We start from the raw sequence: 18,988 nt of genomic DNA on the forward strand, positions 1-18,988 counted from the left end.
CGCGCGATGCAAGATTATTATCACGTTGCGAGAATATTTTATCGCCCAACGGCGCGTACGGGCCGATGAGCGGCGTGACTGGCGACCCACCTGAAAACTTTGTCCTGCTTAGACTGCGGGCATCGTCCATCGCGACGGCACCACTATACTTTTGAGTATCTGAGCATTTTGAAAGGCAGGATATGACCGCAACCGCCAGTCGAACCACCAACCGCAGACCCGAGCTTTTAGCCCCCGCCGGAGGCCCGGAGCCCTTTGCCGCCGCGCTCGCTGCCGGGGCAGACGCCATCTACTGCGGCATGGGCAGCTTCAACGCCCGCCGCAAGGCAACGAACTTTACCGACGAGGCCTTTGAGCAAGCCTGCCGCGCCGCACATCTAGCCGGGTCGCGCGTCTACGTCACGGTCAACATCGTCATCAAGCAGTCCGAGATGGGCGATGCGTTGCAACTCATCCATCGCTGCTCCACGTTGGGCGCCGACGCCTTCATCATCCAGGACTGGGGCCTGTTCTTTGAGGTCAAGCGCACGATGCCCGGCATCGAGACGCATATCTCGACCCAGGCGAACATCCATGATGACCGCGGGACCCTTTGGTGCCGCGAGCAGGGCGCCGACCGCGTGACCCTCTCGCGCGAGCTTTCCATCGACGAGATTGCCACCATTCACGATGCCGCGCCCGATGTGGACCTCGAGGTCTTTAGCCACGGCGCCATCTGCTTTTGCTACTCGGGCCTGTGCCTGCTTTCGAGCTTTGCCATGGCGGGACGATCGGCCAACCGTGGCATGTGCGCCCAGCCCTGCCGCCTGCCCTACGAGCTGATCGACGAGAACGGTCGCGCGCTCTCCCCCGCCGGCCGCGAGCGCGCGCTATGCCCGCGTGACACCAACACCTCACAGCTTGTTCGCCGTCTGTATGACGCCGGCGCCGCGTCGCTTAAGCTCGAGGGCCGCATGAAGGCGCCCGATTACGTGTACTCCATCGTTGATGTATATCGTCATCAGATCGATGACATGCTGGCCGGGTTCGCCGTAGATAAGGACGAGGACGCCGCTCGCCAGCGCCAGCTCAAGCGCTGCTTCAACCGCGACTTTACGCACGCCTATCAGGACGGCACCTCGGGCGACGAGATGATGAGCTACGAGCGCTCCAACAACCGCGGCCAGATTGTGGGCACGGTGCTGGGCAGCCGTCTGGCCAACCGCGACGTGCGCGGTCTCAAGCCCGACGACCGCCGTCGCCGCGCCGCCATCGCCCGCATTGAGCTGTTTGAGCCCGTGGGCAAGGGCGACCTGCTGGAGCTTCGCCACGATAACGAGTTTGACCAGTTCCTGACCACCATTGCCGCCGATGATGCCGCAGCCGGTGAAGTCATCGAATGTCGCGTACCCCGCAGCATGCCCGAGGGCTGCCGCGTCCGCGTGATTCGCAGTCAGCGTGCCATCGACGCCGCCGGCGCCGCGCTCAAGCGTGATGTGCTGCACCGCCGAGCTGTTGATGTGTCCGTCGTGGCGCGTCTGGGCGAGCCGTTTACCGTTACGCTCACCTGCTGCGACGACCCTTCGCTTACGGCCACGGCCACGGGCTTTACCGTCGAAGCCGCCAAGACCCGTGCGGTCGAGGCGTCCGATCTGGTTGAACACGTCGGCCGCATGGGTTCCTCTCCCTTTGAGGCTGCAAGCTTTGAGGTGGCACTCGATGAGGGCTGTGGCATGGGTTTCTCCGCCGTACATAAGGTGCGCGCCGCCGCTTGCAAGGCGCTGGAAGAGGCCATTCTGGCGCCGTACGCGGAGCGCGCGAAAACGCTCGAGCTGCCGGCGATTGTCACCAGTGATTCCCGCCCCGCGCCCGAGCACTACCGCGACGAGCCGCAGATCTGCGCCACCGTCACCTCGCTCGAGGCCGCTGAGGCAGCCCGCGCGGAGGGCGCAACGCGCATCTACATGACCACCGACGTACTCGACGCGTCCGGGCTCTCCCCCACCGACGCATTTGAGCAGGGTATCGTGCCCGTACTCGACGAGGTCTGCCGCGCCGTTGACCACGTCCGCGTCGATCCCTGGATCAATGCCGGAGCCACCGTCGCCGTCGGCAATATCTCCGAGCTCGCCGTAGCCGCGCGTGCCGGCGCCACGGCCGAGATTCGCTCTTGCCTGCCTGTGCACAACACGCCTTGCATGGAGGCACTTGCCGAGCGCGGAGCCGGCGCGTTTTGGCTCTCGCCCGAGATCACGCTCGACGAGATCGTCTCGCTCGGCGCCGCCGCGCCCGCGGCTCTGGGCATCACCGTCTTTGGCCGCCCGCGCGTCATGACAAGCGAGCATTGCATTCTGCAGGTTGCCAACGGCTGCATCCACGATTGTGCCAACTGCCGCCTGCGCGCCCGCAAGCTGTCGCTCAAGAATATCGACGGCAAGGTCATGCCGGTGCGCACCGACATCCACGGCCGCTCACGCCTGTACGACGCCTACCCCATCGACCTTACGCCCCAGGTACCACAGCTGCTCGACGCCGGCGTCCGTCGTCTCATGGTGGACGGAACGCTGCTCGAGGCCGATGAGATTGGCCGTGCCGTCGCTCGCGTCCGTCGCGCTGTCGAGGCGGCTCAAGCCGGCCGCAAGCCGGCCGCCCGCCTGCGCGGCGCCACCTCGGGCTGCATGTTTGTGGGAATTAGCTAACCGAAAGGTTTACACGTGAACGAAGAACCTCAAGTCCTCTATTGCGACGCCTGGCTCATGGCCATCGACAAGCCCGCCGGCATGATCGTCCACGGTGACGGCACCGGCGAGCGCACATTTACCGACTACGCCAGCGACCTTTTGCTGGCGATGGGCGACGGCTTTGCCGCGACCGACATGCAGCCGCTCAACCGCTTGGACCGCGACACCACCGGCGTGGTGCTGTTCTCGCTCGACAAGCAAACGCAGCCCGCCTTTGACCAGATGATCATCGACCACGCGTTCGAAAAGCACTACCTGGCGCTCGCCGAGGGCAAGATCGACTGGAACGAAAAGCTCATCGACAAGCCCATCGCGCGCGACCGCCACGATAGCCGCAAGATGCGTGTCGGCGCCAGCGGAAAGCCCTCTCAGACGCGCGTCAAGGTGCTCAAGCGCCTTAAGAGCCGCCGCGGCCTGCCCACGCGTTCGTATATCGATGTCGAGCTGCTCACCGGCCGCAAGCACCAGATCCGCGTGCATCTGGCCAGCGAGCGTCATCCCCTGGTAGGCGACGACCTGTACGGCACGCCGCGCCCCTGTGGATTGATGCTCCACGCCCACAGCGTGTCCTTTACGCATCCCGTAACCGGCGAGCACATCCACATCGAAGCCCCCTGCCCCTGGGAGCCCTAAAACCTGCCAAAAAGGGACAGGTTTATTTTGGCAGGTTTTATCTGGACAAACGTCAAAGCCACCACGATGGCTCAGCCGTGGCGCCAAAACGTCTCGATCTGTAACAGTTAGAACCCATTTTCCGGTCTATCTGTTACAGATCGAGACATTCGAATCCCCCGCAAGAGAAAATCTCAATCTGTAACAATAACTCGGCAAAATCGGTCCCAGCTGTTACAGATCGAGACAAAGGGACGGCGCGGTTCGGAAGTATCTCAGTCTGTAACATCTAGCCCACTTTTAATGGTCTAGTTGTTGCAGACTTAGACAAAACCGGTAGACAACAAAAGCGGCAACGCCCGTAATGGACGTTGCCACTTTTCTACTGAGAAAACTAAATGGCATTGGCCTTAGCCTACCCCCGCTCGCTAGACCGTGATGACGTTGTCCATCGACTGGTACTTGGCGGGCACCTCGCCTGCGGTAATAATCGTTGCATCGCGGAAGTCTGCGAACTTGACGGGCGCCACCATGCCAAATTTACTGGCGTCCGAGATTACGAAGCGTTTGGCGGTATGACGCATCGAGATACGCTTGACCTGCGCTTCCTCGATATCCGGCGTGGTGAGACCTTGCTCGGCGGCGATGCCATTGGAACCCCAAAAGCCGCAGTTGAAGTTATAGCGGTCCAGGGTTGCCAAGGCATCGGGACCGACGAGCGCCTCGGTCTCGGGCTTGAGCTCGCCACCCAGCACAACGGCGCGCATACCGCGCAGGGCGAGATGCTGGGCATGGAGCACAGAATCGGTCACATAGGTGACGCCGTCGAGATGCGGAAGATGCTCGATGAGCTTGAGGGTCGTGGAGCCCGAATCGATATACACAAAGCTATCGGGCTCCACCAGGGCCGCGGCGCGGGCGCAGATGCGCTCCTTGTCATCGTTATGGAGATCACTGCGCTCGCTGATCGTCAGGTCGCGCGTCACGTGCGCGCGCTCCAGACTCGTCGCGCCTCCGTGCACCTTGGCGATACGGTGCGCGCGGTCGAGCGTTTGCAAGTCACGGCGAATGGTGGACGGTGTCACGCCCAGGGCCTCGGCAAGCTCCGGCACGGTAACCGAGCCGGTCTGCTGCACCATCGACACGATCGCGTTGAGCCTATCTTCCGCAAGCATCGCTTACTCCTCCTCGGGGTACACGACTCCCCAATCGGCGCGGAGCTTGGTCATCAGCTCCATAACATCAGAAGCATAGCCCAGAAGTTCGCGCTTCGAATCATCGCCAGCAACGGCCTTCTCCAGGTCGGCCATCTCGTAGCACAGCGCGTAGGCCTCGGTGCCAGCGTGGACCTCCTCACGGTGACCGTCCGCAGTCCACACGACGGTCGCATGGTCTGCACGCGGATACTCGTTGACCTCGATATAGCACTTATCGAAGCTGATGACCGAGCGCTTGGGCTGCTTGGAGTGGAGCGTAAGGCTCACGACGCCCAGCTGTTGCTCGGCATTACGGCAGACAATGCCACCCGCGACGTCAACGCCAGTCTCGCAGGTATTGCCCAGAGACACGACCTCGGCGGGTTGGCTGGCCATAAACAGGCGCATGACGGAGAGCGCATACACGCCGATATCGAGCATGGCACCACCGGCAAGACTACGGTTGTAGAAACGGTTAGTCAGGTCGCCGTACTCCTTATAGCTGCCAAAGTTGAGCTGGACGAGGTTCATGTGGCCAAAGTCACCCGCATCCATACGGCGGCGCAGCTCCTGATACAGCGGCATATGGAGCACCGTGGTGGCGTCCATAAGGACCACGTTGTGCTCGTCGGCGATGGCGCGGGCCTCGTCGAGCTCGGCAGAGTTGAGGGTAATGGCCTTCTCGCAGAGCACGTGCTTGCCGGCGGCCAGCGCGGCACGCAGATAGGTGATATGCGTGTTGTGCGGCGTGGTGATATAGACAGCGTCGATGTCCGGATCGGCGTAGAGGTCTTCGACCGTGTCATAGACCTTCTCGATGCCATACTGCTCGGCAAAAGTCTGAGCCTTGGACAGCGTGCGGTTGGCGACGCCCGCGAGCTTGCGGCCGGCAAGAGCGAGGGACTGGGCCATCTGGTTGGCGATAACGCCGCACCCGATCACGGCCCAATGGAGCTCGGGAGCCGTAAAGATGTCGTCGGGGAACGGCTTGTCCTGGACCGAAGCGAACGCTGCCTTTGCTGCTGCCGCGGAGTCGAGTGGAACCCGCTTGGAATCTGCCATCATGTGCCTCCTGTGTCATAGAACGTCTTGCATTTCGGACAGCTCTATATTCGCACAGACGCGCGCGTCTGTGCGTGTTTCTGCGTACCTCACCGCTAAACGGTCATATTTGCCCCGTAAACGGCGCTTCTATACGCATATTCACGCAATCCGACGCACCCAAATACGCACAAATGCGCACTGGTCATTGCTCAGAGACAGGGGCTTATGCTTAGAACTCAAAAGACAGGATGATCCGCTTAGCCTCGTCACTCATGGCGCGCTGCAGCTCTAAGGACCGTCCCAAACTGCAGACAGAAAAAGAACGTCCCCAGGCGCCGGCATTTCAAGAACACTCATTTAAGTCTGTCCCCAATGAGTGCAATCACTCATTTAAGTCTGTCCCCAATGAGTGGGAGTAATCAGAGACCCTTTGCGAGGGAGGCCGGACGTGGCCTTCCTCGTTTTTATTCATGGACTTTAGTCCGTGCCGCGCGGCACGCGCGGCATAGAAAGCCACCCGCTCAGCGGGTGGAGGCCAATTTCCGCTACGCGACAAAAACCTTCCCCCTAGCATGAGGATTGTTCAGGTCATCATACTAGGGGGAAGGTGATTGCTGTGGCCCAGAAAGCCAACAGCCTCGCGCACACGAAATGGCTGTGCAAGCACCGCATCGCACCGAGGTCAAGCTCATCGCCGCCATCGTCGAGAAGCACCCCAAGGTGCGCTTTGCCGCGAGCCGCACCTCGGCCCACGCCGACCTCTACGACCGTATGGAGCAGGCCCTGTGCGAGCGCGTGGCCAACGCGGTGGAGGTCGTCCGCTCCGACATCAGCCCCGCGCTTCTTGTCCACACCGGTCCAAACCTCGTGGGTGTGGCGGTCCAGGGACTCTAGCGGAGGCGGGGCGTCCTGCCCAAAAACAAATGCAAAAGACGAGCACTTCTTGCCGCTCAATTGGCAAGAAGCGCTCGTCTTTTCTTAACGCGTTGTATGGCGGAGAGAGCGCAAGTTACGCGAGCGCCCTTCTTGCCAGCTCGGCCGCGCCGAGGATTCCTTGGTCGCCGCCGCAGCCCGGGGCGCAGATGTAGCTCTCCATGTCCTTAAGCTCGGCGGTCTGGATGTAGCCACCCAGATATTCGAGGGTCTTCTTGCGGACGATGCCGTAGAGCTGCTCCTGGTGCATCACGCCGCCGCCGAGGACGATGCGGCGAGGCGAGTACATGAGCACGAGGTTCGCGCACATCTGCCCCAGATAATCCCCCTCGAGCGCCCACACCTCATCGTTGTCCGCGAGCTCGGCCGCGGGCTTTCCCCAGCGCGCGGCGATGGCGGGGCCGGAGGCGAGCCCCTCGAGACAGCTCGCGTGGCTCGGGCAGACGCAGCGTCCCTCCTCGGTGGGACGGGTCCTTACCAGCATGTGACCGGCCTCGGGGTGCAGCATACCGTGAAGGAGTCTGCCCGCGCACATGACGCCCGCGCCCACGCCGGTGCCGATGGTCACGTAGACGGCGTCCTCGAGCCCCTTGCAGCAGCCGAAGACCACTTCGCCGAGGCAGGCAACGTTAACGTCCGTGTCGTAGGCCACCGGAATCCCGAGGTCGTCGGCGAACGCGGCGCGAAGACCATGGCCTCGCCACGCGAGCTTGGGCGTCTGGAGGATGGAGCCGTAGCGCTCGTCGTTGGGGTCGACGCAGGTCGGGCCGAAGGCGCCGATGCCCAACGCGTCCACATCGCGGGCGGTGAACCACTCGATCATCTGCGGGACGGTCTCGGCGGGCGTAAGCGTCGGGGTCTCCATACGGTCGAGGACCTCGCCGTCGCCGGACACCACGGCACAGACCATCTTGGTCCCGCCGGCTTCGAGGGCGCCGAGCCTCATTTGCTTTTCGCTCATGTGATCCTCCTTACAAAGGGACGCCCGCAGTCATGGTCAACCGCGGGCGCCCATAACGTTGGCTTGTTTCGAGGCGACCCTACCTGGGCACGCGGTCCCGCCTCGCGGCAAACGGGGCGAGCACGGCGTGCGGCTCGCTTTGGTACCAGTAGGCGACGGTGGAGATGTCGTCCTCGCGCTCGTAGAGCTTGATGTCGTCGTTGCCGAGGTCCTGGAACGTCACGCGCAGGTCCTCCTTGAACGAGATCGGGTCGGGAAGGTGCCACCTGTAGAGGCCGTGCCTGGGCAGCGCGTCGTCGTTAGTCGCGAGCATCGGATTCGGGTTCGGCTTGCCCGCGCTGAAGCGGTCGCGCGTGGCGTCGCGCGTCGAGCGGTACGGGTAGCCGGCGAACAGCGTGTTGAAGCACTGCGCCTCGGGCAGCGCGTGGGGCGGCCTGTCGAGGAAGGCCCAGGCACCGCCGAAGTAGTCCTCGGCTCCCGTCGAGGTGACCGTGGGGAACTCCTCGTCGCCGTCGAGGAAGAACTTCATCTCGCCCTCGCCCCACCAATAGCGCTCCAGGGCGCACAGGGCCATGTAGGTGCCGACGTAGTAGCCCTTGCCGCGCACGCCGTCGAGCACGGTGTAGTCGACGCCCCTGCGGGTGCTGCGCTCGCGGTTAAAGCGGGCGTGGAAGTACATGGCGTCGTCCGGCACGTCGGTGAGCGCGTAGTTGAACGTGTAGAAGATGTACTTAATGAACCCGGGGTGCTCGCTCGTAAGCGTGACCTTGGCGTGCTTCCTGAAGGGCATCTCGAAGTAGCAGTTCATGCCGCCCGTCGGGTTCACGCAGATGGGCATCGAGTTGACGATGGCGCGCTCACCGAAGCCGTTGCAGAAGAAGTCGCCGACAGGGCACTCGACCGAGGGGGTCTCCTCGTCGTCCCAGTAGAAGCGCAGCACGAGGTCACGCATGACGAAGCTGCCAGCGGCGGTCTTGTCGGGGACGGTCATCCAGATGTGGCGGATGATGCCGGGGCCCTCGATGTCCGCGAGCGTGATGGTCTCGCCGGACTCAAGGGGCACGCAGCACGAGCCCTTGCGGCCGACGCCGAGGTGGCTGGCCGACATGGCGGCGCGGCCCTTCTCGCCCGTGATGTTCTCGGGGGTGATGGCGCGGCTTTCCTCACCGCCGTGCATCCACACGTCCTTAAGGAACTCTCTCATCGTCGACCTCCTCTATTCGTCGTCGTCGCACTCGGCGGAACTGGCACCGTTCACGTAGATGATCTGCTGGCGCGCCTCGTTGACGAGGGCGTCGAAGTCGAGTTTCTCGTCGGGGCGCGCGAGCGCGACCGTCATGGCGAGCGGGAGGTTGACACCCGCGATCACGTGGATCCGGTCGGAGGCGAAGCGGGAAAAGCGCTGGTTCACGCTGCCGCCGTACGCGTCGGTGAGGACGACGACCTCGTCAGTGCCCGAAAGAGCCGCCTCGACCGCCGCGTCGAGCCCCTCGCCGTTGTCGTTCACGTAGGCGCACACGGCGTTGACGGCGTCGCCCTTACCCGTAAGGAACTCGAGGGTGTCCTTGAAGCCCTGGGCGAGAAGGGAATGGCTCGCCACAACTATCTTTCTCATTGATTCACCAATCTCTTGGGTCGAAGCTAGGCGAGGATGCCGGCGGCGGAGGCGACCATCGCGAGGACGATCACCACGAGGATGAGGGCCGTCATGCTCGCGTTCTTCTTGGTAAGAAGGTAATACGCGCTTCCCGTGATGGCGGCGGGGATCATGGCAGGCAGGATCTTGTCGAGCAGCGGCTGAATCTCCATCGCGACGTCGCCGAAGCTGAAGCTAATCGGGCAGGTGACGCCGATGACCGAGGCGATGAGGCAGCCGACCACGGTGAGGCCGAGCACGGAGGCGGCGGCAGTGAGGTTGGGAAGCTTCTCGCTGAAGTCGGTGACGAGCTTCACGCCCTGCTTGTAGCCGAACTCGAGGGCGTGCATGCGGACCCAGAAGATGGCCAGGATGAGCGCGAACCAGATGCCGGCTCCCACGGGGTTGCCCTCGATGGCCATGTAGGCGGCGATGGAGCCCATGATGGTCGGGATCATGGTCATGAGCAGGGAGTCGCCAACGCCGGCGAGCGGTCCCATGGTGCCGATCTTCAGGTCTTGGACGGCGTCCGCCGCCGCTAGGCCGTCGCGCTCCTCCATGGCCACGCAGGCGCCAAGGATGATGGCGGCGAGCCAAGGCTGGGTGTTGTAGTAGCGGAAGTGGTTGTTGAGCGCTTGCTTATAGTCCTCGTCGTTCGTGTAGATCTTCCTCAGGACCGGCGAGAGGGCGTAGGCGACTGAGGCGCCCTGCTGGGTCTGGTAGTTGAAGGTGCACACGCTCATGAGCCAGCGCCAGTTCGCGTTGCGCAGGTCCTTCTTGGTGACCTTGTAGCCGGAGGGCTTGCCCTCGGCGACGGCGGTGATGTTCTCGTTTTCCATGGTTACTCATCCTCTCCGATGAAGGCGTCTGCGGAAGCGTGGGCGGCGAGCTCGGTGTCCCTCTCGGCACGCTGGTAGAACGCAATCGCGAGGGCAACGCCGACGATGGCGGCGCCGATGATGGGCACGTTCAGGAAGGCCGAGAGGAAGAAGCCGGCGAGCAGGTACTGGAAGTACTTGGCGGTTGGCATGTAGCGGAGCAGCATGGCGATACCGACGGCCGGGAGCATCTTGCCGGCGAGGGTGAGGCCGGAGAGGAACCACTGGGGCATGACCTCGAGGAGCCAGTTGACGGCGGGCTGGCCGAGCGTCACGGAGACAAAGACGGGCAGGGCGGCGCACAGGCCGAAGAGCGCGGGGCAGACCCACAGGATGGCGTTCATCTGATTGAACTTACCCTCGTTGCAGAACTTCTGGGACTTCTCGACGACAAAGCCGTTGAGGATCTTGGCGACGACGTCGAGCTGGATGCCGAGCATGCCGACCGGCAGGCCGATGGCGAGGCCCGTGTCGGAGCCCAGGGTCACGCCGTAGGCGGTGGCGATGATGGCCATCGTGCCGTAGTCGGGAATGGAGGAGCCGCCGAAGCCCGCGACGCCGAGCTGCATGAGCTGAATGGTGCCGCCGATGACAAGGCCGGTCTTCCAGTCGCCCATGACGACTCCGGTGATGAGGCCCCAGAAAACGGCGTAATTGACGAAGATCATCGGGATGCCGTAGTAGTCCACGTGCTTGATGAAGGCCAGCAGGGTCAAAAGGACGACCTGCAGGATAGTGAAGTTGACCATGATCCCTCCTTAGATGAGGTCGGCGACGGAGACGGGCTTGTCGGCGGGCACGAACTGTGCCGTCACCTTGACGCCGCGGGCGATGAGCGCCTTGTAGCTCTGGACGTTCTCGGCGGAGGCGTAGGCGCGTTGGGTGAGCTGGATGCCGTCCTCCTTGACGAGCGAGCCGCCGACGACCAGCGACGGGAGCTCGACGCCCGACTCGACCAGGCGAAGCATCGTCTCGGGCTCCTTGGCGATGACGAAGACCTTCTCGCGGTCGTACTTGCCCGCGGCGAAGTTCTTGAGCGCGGTCTGCTCGGAGATGATCGAAACGGCCATGCCCGCGGGGCGCGCCATCCTCATGGTGGACTTCAGGACCTCGTCGCCGGCGACCTTGTCGTCGATGACCATGACTCGGGTCGCGCCCGACACCGGGGCCCACTGCGTCACGATGATGCCGTGAAGCAGGCGATTGTCGATTCGTGCCATAACAACACTCATGTTTGCTCCTATCAAATGAAGTTTTGCGTTCGGTACTGCCTCGGCGCTATCCGGATTCGCGCCGGGCAAGGGGTTATCGGATTATTGAGGACGCGCGGTCAGCTTGCGGCGGCGCGGGGAAGGTCACTCGTCGAGCAGGAGGTCCGAGGAGCCGAGGCGCTCTTCTCGCGCCGGGGCGGCGCTCACGCTTATGTAGTCGAAGACATATGCGATCTCGCTTACGGGAACCTCTACGCGATAGCGCGTCGAGATGCTCGAGAAGCTCTGCCTGAAGGACTCGATGAAATCGGCGCGTTCCTCCTCGAAGCGGTCCTGGCCAACGTAGGTCTCAATGGGGTTTCTGGTAACAAGGCGCTCGACGAGACAGCAGAGGTGAACGTAGAGCCCAATGATGGCGTTGCTGCCGATCTTCTCGCCTGTCCTGCGCTGAAGCTCGTGCACGGCGCTCTCGATCTCATGGAATAGCCGCTCCGGGTCGAGGATGGTGATGGAGCGGATGACGTTCTGCAGCGTCATGTTCGAGAGCAGCTTCTCGTGGAAAGAAGAGAGCTCGGAAGCGTCAAGCCACCTGCCGAACACGGCATCAACCTTAGAGGCGGACGCCGTCGACATGATGTCCTCGAGGGCGACGAAGGGGACGGAGGCGACCCCGGGGTCTCCCGTGCCGATGACGGCGCAGACGCGGTGCTCGGAGAAAACGGCGTCGTTCGACCCGTTCGCGACGAGCTGCTTGAAGGGCCTCGTGAGCAGGCGCGCGCCTATGGTGCGCGGGAGGCTCTGCGAGACGAGCTGGCGTATCCTCTCCGCGGCGTCGACCCCGGACTCGGAGCAGAAGACGATGGCGTCCTCACGGTTGACGCGCTCGATCACCTTGCAGTGCGTCACGCACGCGGCGGTCGCATCGCCAAGAACCTCGGCGATGGACTTGCCGCCGAGCAGCCCGACCCCGATCTCGAGCGCAAGACCGGTAGAGACGTTGTTCACCACGCCGATAGTGGAGTCGGTAACGTTCTCGAGGGCCTTATAGGCCTCCTCCAAGGAGCCCATGTCGACGAGGAACACGACCCCGGTGCAGTAGGAATGGCGGTCGACGAGGCGCTGGAGCGGACCGACGATGTCCTTCAGCTGCTGGTCGTAGGGCATGTCGACAGCCTCGTACACATGCATGCCGAGCATACGGTTCGCCGCGTCGGCGATGCTCGTCGCCGTTGAGTAGCCGTGGGACAAGATGACGCAGAGCGTCCGAAGGGCCTTCGCATCGCGAGACTCCGATGCGACGCACAGCGTCAGAAGCGCCTTCGTGAAGTGATCGAGCGAGATTCCCAGCGCCCCTTCCACGTCTGCGGCGACCTGATCGGAGACACTCGAGGCAAACGGCAATTCGGAGGTCACGGCACCGAGGAGATGGGAGATTTGCTCCGCACAGGCAGACTTTCGCTTAGCCAGGCCGATACCCGGCCACAACTGCAGGCAAATCTCCTGGGCCAGTAGAAAAGCGACCTTCCTCGAAAGCTCGATGCCATAAGAAGAGCCTGCGTCGGCAAGGACCGCGCCCACGACGCGCTCGAAGGCGCGCGACCTCGAGGAGGCGACGCCGTGGTCGAAGATCAAGTGATCCTCAACGCCGCGCACAGCGGAGACAGCTTGCGAGACAAGCTCGGAGACAGAGAGCTCCCCGGCGCAGAATCGCTCATCGAGGGAGCACAGGGCATCGAGCGCCTGCTCGACCGGCCCTGTGCTCTCGGCGGCATCCAGAGACGCGTCGATCAGAACGCCATCGTCGGGCTGTTGATCGATCTGCGCGGAGGAGAGGAGCCCGCTGGGAAGAAGATACGGGCGAACGACGACGTAGTCGCCCTCGCGATTGAGGAACGCTTTGGCACAGCAGTTCGTCACGCAGGCGCGCAAGCCGGCGATGTTATCGGAAAAGTCCGCGTTCACGAGGCAACGGTATGCGCCGCGGCTGATCTTCACATCAGAACCGATTCGGCACCCCTCGCTGCGCAGGAAGCTCAAGATGAGATCCTCGCGCTCCTCGGGGGTCCGCTCCTTGAGTGAGGGGACGCGGGCACAGATGGGCATTTTGCTGTAGGCCGAGGAAACCTTCAGGTCATCGGCGGAAAGCGTCGTCGAAAGAACGAGGCGAGCGCGCGGCGCATCCTGGGAGGCATCGAGCCCGAGGGCCGTCGCAAGGCAGTGCTCCATCGCAGAGGGAGAGAGTGCCTCGATGCCGTTGACAAAGACCACACCCCCGCGCGCTTTCGCGATCGACTCGTCAAGAAGCCCGTTGAACGAGGCGGCGTCCGGGACCCCGGCGCAGTCGATGCGCACATAGGAGGAGTCGCGGGACAGCAAGCCCTGGTTCTTGCCGTACTCGTATACAAGGCGAGAAAGGAAAGACTTACCGACACCCACGCCGCCGCTCAAGAGGATGGGCAGGCCAAACGGAGGGTACTGAACCGCAGCCTTGCACTGCTCGACAACGGAGCTGAGGCTCATGTCGAAGCCCACGGCACGCGCGAAGTCGCGGTGATCGGCGATTCCCGTCGCCTGGATGAGGTCGGCGAGCGAGGCGTACTCGCTTGCAGAGAGCTTTACCTGAAAACGCTTCTGGAACGCGCGGCGATGAAAATAACGGACAGGCCTGCCCGCCACCTTAACCACAAGACCGGCGCGAACAAGGTCGTTGAGGTACTGGCTCGCCAGGCTCCTGGAGATGATGAGCGTCTCGGCGATGTCGGAGGTGGACAGACGGGCAAGGTCGTCGAGCGAGACGGCAGAGGTGAGGGCCTCGAGATGCTCGAGAATCCTGTCCCTCATGTCGACGGGTTTCTTTGCCAAGCTGTCCTGTGTGGTCTTGTCCATGACTTCTTACCTCCTCGTACAAGGAGTATAAGGGGAGAACAGAGAACGGAAGGGGGCGCGTGGGGGAATCAACAGCTCCGAGGAAAAGTCCACCACTTGAGGGGCAGAAAACAACGGCCATTGAACATTCAGGGCCGACGCTCAACACTTCGGCTCGACACTTCGCTTTGGAAAGGGCCCCGGCGCGCCGGGCCTAAAGCTTAACCATGCGCGCGGCGATGCGGGCGCAGTCGCAGGCGGCCTTCTTCTCGAAGGTGTTGTAGTCGACGACCCGGCCCTCGGCGCAGGGCTTGTCGCTGATGGCGCGCACGACGACGAGGGGCACGCCGTTGAGATAGGAGGCCTGCGCGATGGTGCAGCCCTCCATCTCGCAGCACAGGTCGCCGAAGGCCGCGAGGATTCGCTCCTTCTGTTCCGCGGGCGAGACGAACTGGTCGCCGGAGACGACGCGGCCCTTGAGGACCTTAATGTCGGGGGCGACGGCGGCCGCGGCGGCGCACGCCGCCAGCAAGGGCCGGAACGGATCGCGCAAGATCAAGGCGTCGCCCGGGAGGTCGGGCGTTACCGTCAGCCGGCGCCGCGTCTGCCGCATCATGAGGGAGAACGGCCTGGCCGGCGCATACGGCAGGAAGAGGTTCAAGGTGCACCCCGGGGCGGTCAACGAGGCCGACGTGTCGAACGTCGTCGCGCGCGGCTTCGGCGGCAGGGCGCCGTGCACCCATATATGCAGCGACTTGGCCTGCGTGCACGTCGGGGCGTCGTGGAACTACGTCTGCCTGCTCGTCGACCTCTGCAACGGGGAGATCGTCGGCCACTCCGAAGGACCGAGGAGGGACGCGCGAGCTCCGAGCCAAGCTCTTGGATTACGTGCACTGGTACAACAACTTCAGGATCCACTCGACGCTGGGCTACATGTCGCCGGTCGAGTTCAGGGAGGCGGGGCCGTCCCTCCCGGAATCGTCCAAATAAGTGTTGCCAATCCATAGCCAATCCAGCCATCATCTTCGCGAAGGCGGACGTCAGGAAAAGCTCGGCTTGAGCTCGGTCGGACGCGGTCTGTGGGGCATCATTCAGGCTCAGGGGGTCTCCTTGTCTTCTTCGGTCGCAACCTGAATGATAGGGACGGCCCCTTCTCTCTTTCCCCTTCGTTTTCGACGCGTCACCCTCTCGGCGGGCTTAAGGCCCGCGCTCGCGGGTGCAGGGGCTACGCCCAAACCCCAAAAACGTAACGCCGTGCTCGAAGCGTTTCCGGACGTCAGCGTAATCTCAAATCCCGTTCGTCAACTCATGGGCAAGCCACCTGAGACTACTCATTTCTCCTACTGGCAATGAAGACCTGCGACCTGCAGTTTTGCAAACTGCTTGAAAGCCACCTGCGTTGATTCACTTCCTATTGCAGCTGGCGGCTTGCACGCGAAAAGGCATTTAAGTTTCAAAACGGGCGTTTTCGGCGCTATCGAGCCTCCAAAGGCATCCCGCCGCGCCCTTTGGGACAAAAACAAAAACTCAAAGCCCTGAGTTCGAAAATAGTTTTTGGAGTTGTCCCGACTTTTGTCCCCGAAGCCGACGAAACGCGACAGGGTATCACCTGGCGGCACTCGATTCGAGACGGCACCGAAAACTGGATGCAACCGGAATGACGGGACGGCAGAACCGAAGCCATCGAGTGGGGATAGAAAAAGGCCCGGGTGCCGTGGCATCCGGGCCTTTGCTAGCAACTTGATGTTGCGGGCAGCTTAGAACTTGTGGCCGCACTTCTTGCAGACGCGCAGCTTGTTCTTGCCGTCCTTCTCGTGACCGACGCGGGTAACCTTACCGCACTCGGGGCAGACGAGATTGACGTTGGAGGCGTCGATGGGAGCCTCCTGCGAAACGATGCCGCCCTGCTGGTTGGCAGCGTTGGGCTTGACGGCCTTCTTGACGACCGAAACGCCCTCGACAACGACCTTGTTCTCGGCGGGGAGAGCACGCAGGACAACGCCCTGCTTGCCGCGATCCTTACCAGAGAGAACCTGGACCTTATCGCCCTTCTTGATATACATATATCTCCCCTAACTACAGGGTCTCGGGAGCGAGCGAGACGATCTTCATGTACTTCTTGTCACGAAGCTCGCGAGCGACGGGCCCGAAGATACGGGTGCCGACGGGCGAACCATCGTTGTTGATGACAACGCAGGCGTTCTCATCAAAGCGAATGTAGGAGCCATCCTTGCGGCGGATCTCCTTAACGGTGCGAACGACGACGCAACGGACAACGTCCTTCTTCTTGACGTTGGCGCCAGGGGTAGCCTCCTGGACAGCACCGATGAACACATCGCCGATGCCTGCATAACGACGCTTGGAACCGCCAAGCACCTTGATGCAGCGAATCTTGCGAGCGCCGGAGTTGTCGGCGACGTTCAGCATGGTTTGCATCTGAATCATGGTAGATGTTCCTCCGAACTAAGAACCGAAGAGAGGTGCGCAGCCTTTATACGGCCCGTGGTATGCAAGCCAGGCATACGCACATCTTCGGAAACGTACAAGTCGTAAGAGCGACTGCTTATTTAGCGCGCTCGACGACCTCGATGAGGCGCCAACGCTTCATCTTGGACATAGGACGGGTCTCCATAACGCGGACGGTGTCGCCCACGCCAGCCGTGCACTCCTCGTCGTGAGCGTGCAGCTTCTTGGAGCTGGTCATCATCTTGCCGTACTTGGGGTGACGCTTGCGCTCGGTGATGGTGACAACAATGGTCTTGGCACCGGAGACGGAGGTAACGACACCCGTACGGACCTTACGCGAGTTACGCGAATCAGTCATGTTCTCTCCTTAGGTCCTACTCGGCGACAGCGGACTTCTCCGCTGCGATCTCGCGGGCGCGCTGCTCCGTGAGGACGCGAGCGATGTCCTTCTTCACGGTGTTGACGCGAGCGGTGTTGTCCAGCTGGCTGGTGGCCATCTGGAAACGAAGGTTAAAGAGCTCGGCGCGCATTTCCTTCAGCTTCTCAACGAGCTGAGCGTCCGAGAGCTCACGAATCTCTGCGGGCTTCATTAGTTCTCCTCCTTGGCGGCGGCGGCGTCCTCAGCAGCCCACTTGGCCTCGAGAGCGGCCTCCTCAGCCATCTCCTTCTCGATGCGCTGCTCAGCGTTCTTGGCAGCAACAATCTTGGTCTTGATGGGAAGCTTGTGCTGTGCAAGACGCAGAGCCTCGCGAGCGACCTCCTCGGGCACGCCCTTGACCTCGAACATGATGCGGCCGGGCTTGACGACGGCCACCCACTCCTCGGGGTTACCCTTACCAGAACCCATGCGAGTCTCGGCAGGCTTCTTGGTGATGGGCTTATCGGGGAAGATCGTGATGTAGACACGACCGCCACGCTTCATGTAGCGGGTCATGGCAATACGAGCGGCCTCGATCTGACGGTTGGTGATCCAATGGGCCTCGAGAGCCTGGATACCAAACTCGCCGAAATGCAGCTCGGTATTACCCTTGGCCTGGCCCTTCATGGAGCCACGCTGCACCTTGCGGTGAAGAATACGCTTAGGGGCAAGCACTACTGACCCCTCCTCTCGGAGTTACGACGACGAGGACGGGAAGAGCCCTCGAGTGCAGGGTTGGGAACAGGCTGGCCCGGGAGCTTCTCGCCCAGGTAGATCCAGACCTTCACGCCGCAAGCGCCCATGGTGGTGCTGGCGACAGCCGTGCCGTAGTCGATCTTGGCACGGAGGGTATGCAGAGGCACGCGACCCTCGCGGTACCACTCACGACGGCCCATCTCGGCACCGCCGAGACGACCGGAGCACTGGATACGGATGCCCTTAGCGCCGGCCTTGCGGGCAGACTGGACAGCCTTGCGCATAGCGCGACGGAAGGCAACGCGGCCCTCGAGCTGCTCGGCGATAGACTGAGCAACGAGGTTGGCGTCGAGCTCGGGGCGCTTAATCTCGACAACGTCGACGGAGAGCTGGCCCTTGGAGACGCCAGCGACCTTCTCGAGCTCGGTGCGGAGGGTATCGATCTCGGCACCCTTCTTACCGATGACAACGCCGGGGCGAGCGGTGAGGATGATGACCTTCACCTTGTCGCCAGCGCGCTCGATCTCGACGCGGGAGACAGCTGCGCGGGAAAGACGCTTCTCGAGGTACTTGCGGATCTCGAGATCGTTACCGAGGGTCTTAGCGTAATCCTTCTCTGCGAACCAGCGGGAGCGCCAGTTCTCGGTGATGCCAAGACGGAAGCCGGTGGGGTAGACTTTCTGACCCATACAGCTTTACGCCTCCTTTCGAGGAGCAACGACGACGGTGATGTGGGAAGTACGCTTCAGAATGCGAGAAGCGGAACCCTTGGCGCGGGGACGGATGCGCTTAAGCGTCGGACCCTCGTCAACATAGGCAGCGGCGACAACCAGGTTGTCGGCACGCAGACCGTTGTTGTTCTCGGCGTTCGCAACGGCGGAACGGAGAACCTTCTCGACATCCACGGCGACGGCGCGGTCGCAGAAGTGGAGGATGTCGAAGGCCTGAGCGACAGGCTTGCGGCGGATCAGATCGACCACCAGGCGGGCCTTGCTGGGGGAAACACGCACGTACTTAGCGACGGCGCGAACCTCGGTGGCCTCAGTTTCAATAGACTTAGTTGCCATTTACGGTTAACCCCCTATTTGGCCTTGTGGCCACGGAACGTACGAGTCGGCGCGAACTCGCCGAGCTTGTGACCAACCATGGACTCGGTAACATACACGGGCACATGCTTGCGGCCGTCGTGGACGGCGATGGTGTGACCAACCATCTCGGGGAAGATGGTAGACGCGCGGGACCAGGTCTTCACGACGTCCTTCTTGCCAGCCTCGTTCATCGCGGTGATACGCGAGAGAAGGCGAGTCTCCACGAACGGGCCCTTTTTGAGACTTCTGCTCATAAGTGCTTTC

General features: G+C 62.4%; 21 protein-coding genes and 2 pseudogenes. 5 read left to right on the plus strand and 18 right to left on the minus strand.

Translation table 11 applies throughout. From position 1 onward, the window contains the following. Positions 1-182: 182 nt before the first annotated feature. Both CHY22_RS03525 and CHY22_RS03530 read left to right on the plus strand, forming a co-directional pair. Positions 183-2,678 (plus strand): U32 family peptidase, encoded by a 2,496-nt coding sequence (locus CHY22_RS03525; RefSeq protein ID WP_089572470.1) that lies wholly within the window; start codon positions 183-185, stop codon positions 2,676-2,678. Between the two features lie 15 nt (positions 2,679-2,693). Beyond that, positions 2,694-3,353 (plus strand): RluA family pseudouridine synthase, encoded by a 660-nt coding sequence (locus CHY22_RS03530; RefSeq protein ID WP_233502803.1) that lies wholly within the window; start codon positions 2,694-2,696, stop codon positions 3,351-3,353. Positions 3,354-3,760: 407 nt separating this feature from the next. On the opposite strand, the gene CHY22_RS03535 is transcribed toward CHY22_RS03530, so the two are convergent. Both CHY22_RS03535 and CHY22_RS03540 read right to left on the minus strand, forming a co-directional pair. Next, positions 3,761-4,507, minus strand: a complete 747-nt coding sequence (locus CHY22_RS03535) for a DeoR/GlpR family DNA-binding transcription regulator (RefSeq protein ID WP_089572472.1) — start codon at positions 4,505-4,507, stop codon at positions 3,761-3,763. Between the two features lie 3 nt (positions 4,508-4,510). Then, complete coding sequence (locus tag CHY22_RS03540) at positions 4,511-5,590, minus strand: Gfo/Idh/MocA family oxidoreductase (protein WP_089572549.1); 1,080 nt, start codon at positions 5,588-5,590, stop codon at positions 4,511-4,513. A 639-nt stretch (positions 5,591-6,229) separates the two neighbouring features. Between CHY22_RS03540 and CHY22_RS03545 the strand changes: the two genes are divergently transcribed. Then, entirely contained in the window at positions 6,230-6,466 is a 237-nt protein-coding gene (locus CHY22_RS03545; protein ID WP_089572473.1) for a hypothetical protein, read from the plus strand. 115 nt (positions 6,467-6,581) lie between these two features. Here CHY22_RS03545 and CHY22_RS03550 read toward each other — a convergent pair whose 3' ends face one another. The 8 genes from CHY22_RS03550 to CHY22_RS03585 all read right to left on the minus strand — a co-directional run bounded on the left by CHY22_RS03550 (position 6,582) and on the right by CHY22_RS03585 (position 14,588). Further along, positions 6,582-7,466, minus strand: coding sequence for an ROK family protein (locus CHY22_RS03550; protein WP_199408721.1), 885 nt, complete (start codon positions 7,464-7,466; stop codon positions 6,582-6,584). A gap of 79 nt (positions 7,467-7,545) precedes the next feature. Then, the gene (locus tag CHY22_RS03555) at positions 7,546-8,670 is read right to left on the minus strand and encodes a glycoside hydrolase family 172 protein (protein ID WP_199408720.1); all 1,125 of its coding nucleotides are present in this window, start codon (positions 8,668-8,670) and stop codon (positions 7,546-7,548) included. Between the two features lie 12 nt (positions 8,671-8,682). After that, positions 8,683-9,081, minus strand: a complete 399-nt coding sequence (locus CHY22_RS03560; protein ID WP_089572475.1) for a PTS fructose transporter subunit IIA — start codon at positions 9,079-9,081, stop codon at positions 8,683-8,685. 26 nt (positions 9,082-9,107) lie between these two features. Next, on the minus strand, positions 9,108-9,941 hold the full coding sequence (locus CHY22_RS03565; RefSeq protein ID WP_089572476.1) for a PTS system mannose/fructose/sorbose family transporter subunit IID: 834 nt from the start codon (positions 9,939-9,941) through the stop codon (positions 9,108-9,110). A 2-nt stretch (positions 9,942-9,943) separates the two neighbouring features. After that, the gene (locus tag CHY22_RS03570) at positions 9,944-10,729 is read right to left on the minus strand and encodes a PTS sugar transporter subunit IIC (protein ID WP_089572477.1); all 786 of its coding nucleotides are present in this window, start codon (positions 10,727-10,729) and stop codon (positions 9,944-9,946) included. Between the two features lie 9 nt (positions 10,730-10,738). Continuing rightward, positions 10,739-11,212 carry a PTS sugar transporter subunit IIB gene (locus tag CHY22_RS03575; RefSeq protein WP_089572478.1) on the minus strand — a complete coding sequence of 158 codons (474 nt, stop codon included), beginning with the start codon at positions 11,210-11,212 and terminating at the stop codon, positions 10,739-10,741. 123 nt (positions 11,213-11,335) lie between these two features. Next, on the minus strand, positions 11,336-14,077 hold the full coding sequence (locus CHY22_RS03580; protein WP_089572479.1) for a PRD domain-containing protein: 2,742 nt from the start codon (positions 14,075-14,077) through the stop codon (positions 11,336-11,338). A gap of 193 nt (positions 14,078-14,270) precedes the next feature. After that, positions 14,271-14,588 (minus strand): hypothetical protein, encoded by a 318-nt coding sequence (locus CHY22_RS03585; RefSeq protein WP_158548906.1) that lies wholly within the window; start codon positions 14,586-14,588, stop codon positions 14,271-14,273. On the opposite strand from CHY22_RS03585, the pseudogene CHY22_RS10180 reads away from it, so the two are divergent. Both CHY22_RS10180 and CHY22_RS10185 read left to right on the plus strand, forming a co-directional pair. Next, positions 14,545-14,652, plus strand: a pseudogene (locus tag CHY22_RS10180) (hypothetical protein); the annotation flags it as partial. The gene CHY22_RS03585 and the pseudogene CHY22_RS10180 overlap by 44 nt on opposite strands. Before the next feature lie 292 nt (positions 14,653-14,944). Further along, entirely contained in the window at positions 14,945-15,046 is a 102-nt protein-coding gene (locus tag CHY22_RS10185; RefSeq protein ID WP_231501554.1) for an IS3 family transposase, read from the plus strand. A gap of 767 nt (positions 15,047-15,813) precedes the next feature. Here CHY22_RS10185 and rplX read toward each other — a convergent pair. The 8 genes and pseudogenes from rplX to rpsS all read right to left on the minus strand — a co-directional run bounded on the left by rplX (position 15,814) and on the right by rpsS (position 18,978). After that, positions 15,814-16,119: a 50S ribosomal protein L24 gene (rplX, locus tag CHY22_RS03595; RefSeq protein WP_006235043.1), complete on the minus strand. Its 306-nt coding sequence runs from the start codon at positions 16,117-16,119 to the stop codon at positions 15,814-15,816. 13 nt (positions 16,120-16,132) lie between these two features. Beyond that, positions 16,133-16,501 carry a 50S ribosomal protein L14 gene (rplN, locus tag CHY22_RS03600; protein WP_006235041.1) on the minus strand — a complete coding sequence of 123 codons (369 nt, stop codon included), beginning with the start codon at positions 16,499-16,501 and terminating at the stop codon, positions 16,133-16,135. 118 nt (positions 16,502-16,619) lie between these two features. After that, positions 16,620-16,880: a 30S ribosomal protein S17 gene (gene rpsQ / locus CHY22_RS03605; protein WP_006235040.1), complete on the minus strand. Its 261-nt coding sequence runs from the start codon at positions 16,878-16,880 to the stop codon at positions 16,620-16,622. A gap of 16 nt (positions 16,881-16,896) precedes the next feature. Continuing rightward, positions 16,897-17,112 carry a 50S ribosomal protein L29 gene (gene rpmC, locus CHY22_RS03610; RefSeq protein ID WP_006235039.1) on the minus strand — a complete coding sequence of 72 codons (216 nt, stop codon included), beginning with the start codon at positions 17,110-17,112 and terminating at the stop codon, positions 16,897-16,899. Positions 17,113-17,219: 107 nt separating this feature from the next. Continuing rightward, positions 17,220-17,615 (minus strand): annotated as a pseudogene (gene rplP / locus CHY22_RS03615) (50S ribosomal protein L16); the annotation flags it as partial. Beyond that, positions 17,615-18,325 carry a 30S ribosomal protein S3 gene (gene rpsC, locus CHY22_RS03620; protein WP_006235037.1) on the minus strand — a complete coding sequence of 237 codons (711 nt, stop codon included), beginning with the start codon at positions 18,323-18,325 and terminating at the stop codon, positions 17,615-17,617. The gene rpsC and the pseudogene rplP, both read right to left, overlap by 1 nt. Positions 18,326-18,331: 6 nt before the next feature. After that, the gene (rplV, locus tag CHY22_RS03625) at positions 18,332-18,703 is read right to left on the minus strand and encodes a 50S ribosomal protein L22 (RefSeq protein WP_006235036.1); all 372 of its coding nucleotides are present in this window, start codon (positions 18,701-18,703) and stop codon (positions 18,332-18,334) included. A 14-nt stretch (positions 18,704-18,717) separates the two neighbouring features. Continuing rightward, a complete protein-coding gene (gene rpsS / locus CHY22_RS03630; protein WP_006235035.1) occupies positions 18,718-18,978 on the minus strand; it encodes a 30S ribosomal protein S19 in 261 nt (86 codons plus the stop codon). Positions 18,979-18,988 lie beyond the last annotated feature (10 nt).

Origin of the sequence: Collinsella sp. TF06-26, from assembly GCF_002232035.1 — a bacterium.
GTDB lineage: Bacteria > Actinomycetota > Coriobacteriia > Coriobacteriales > Coriobacteriaceae > Collinsella.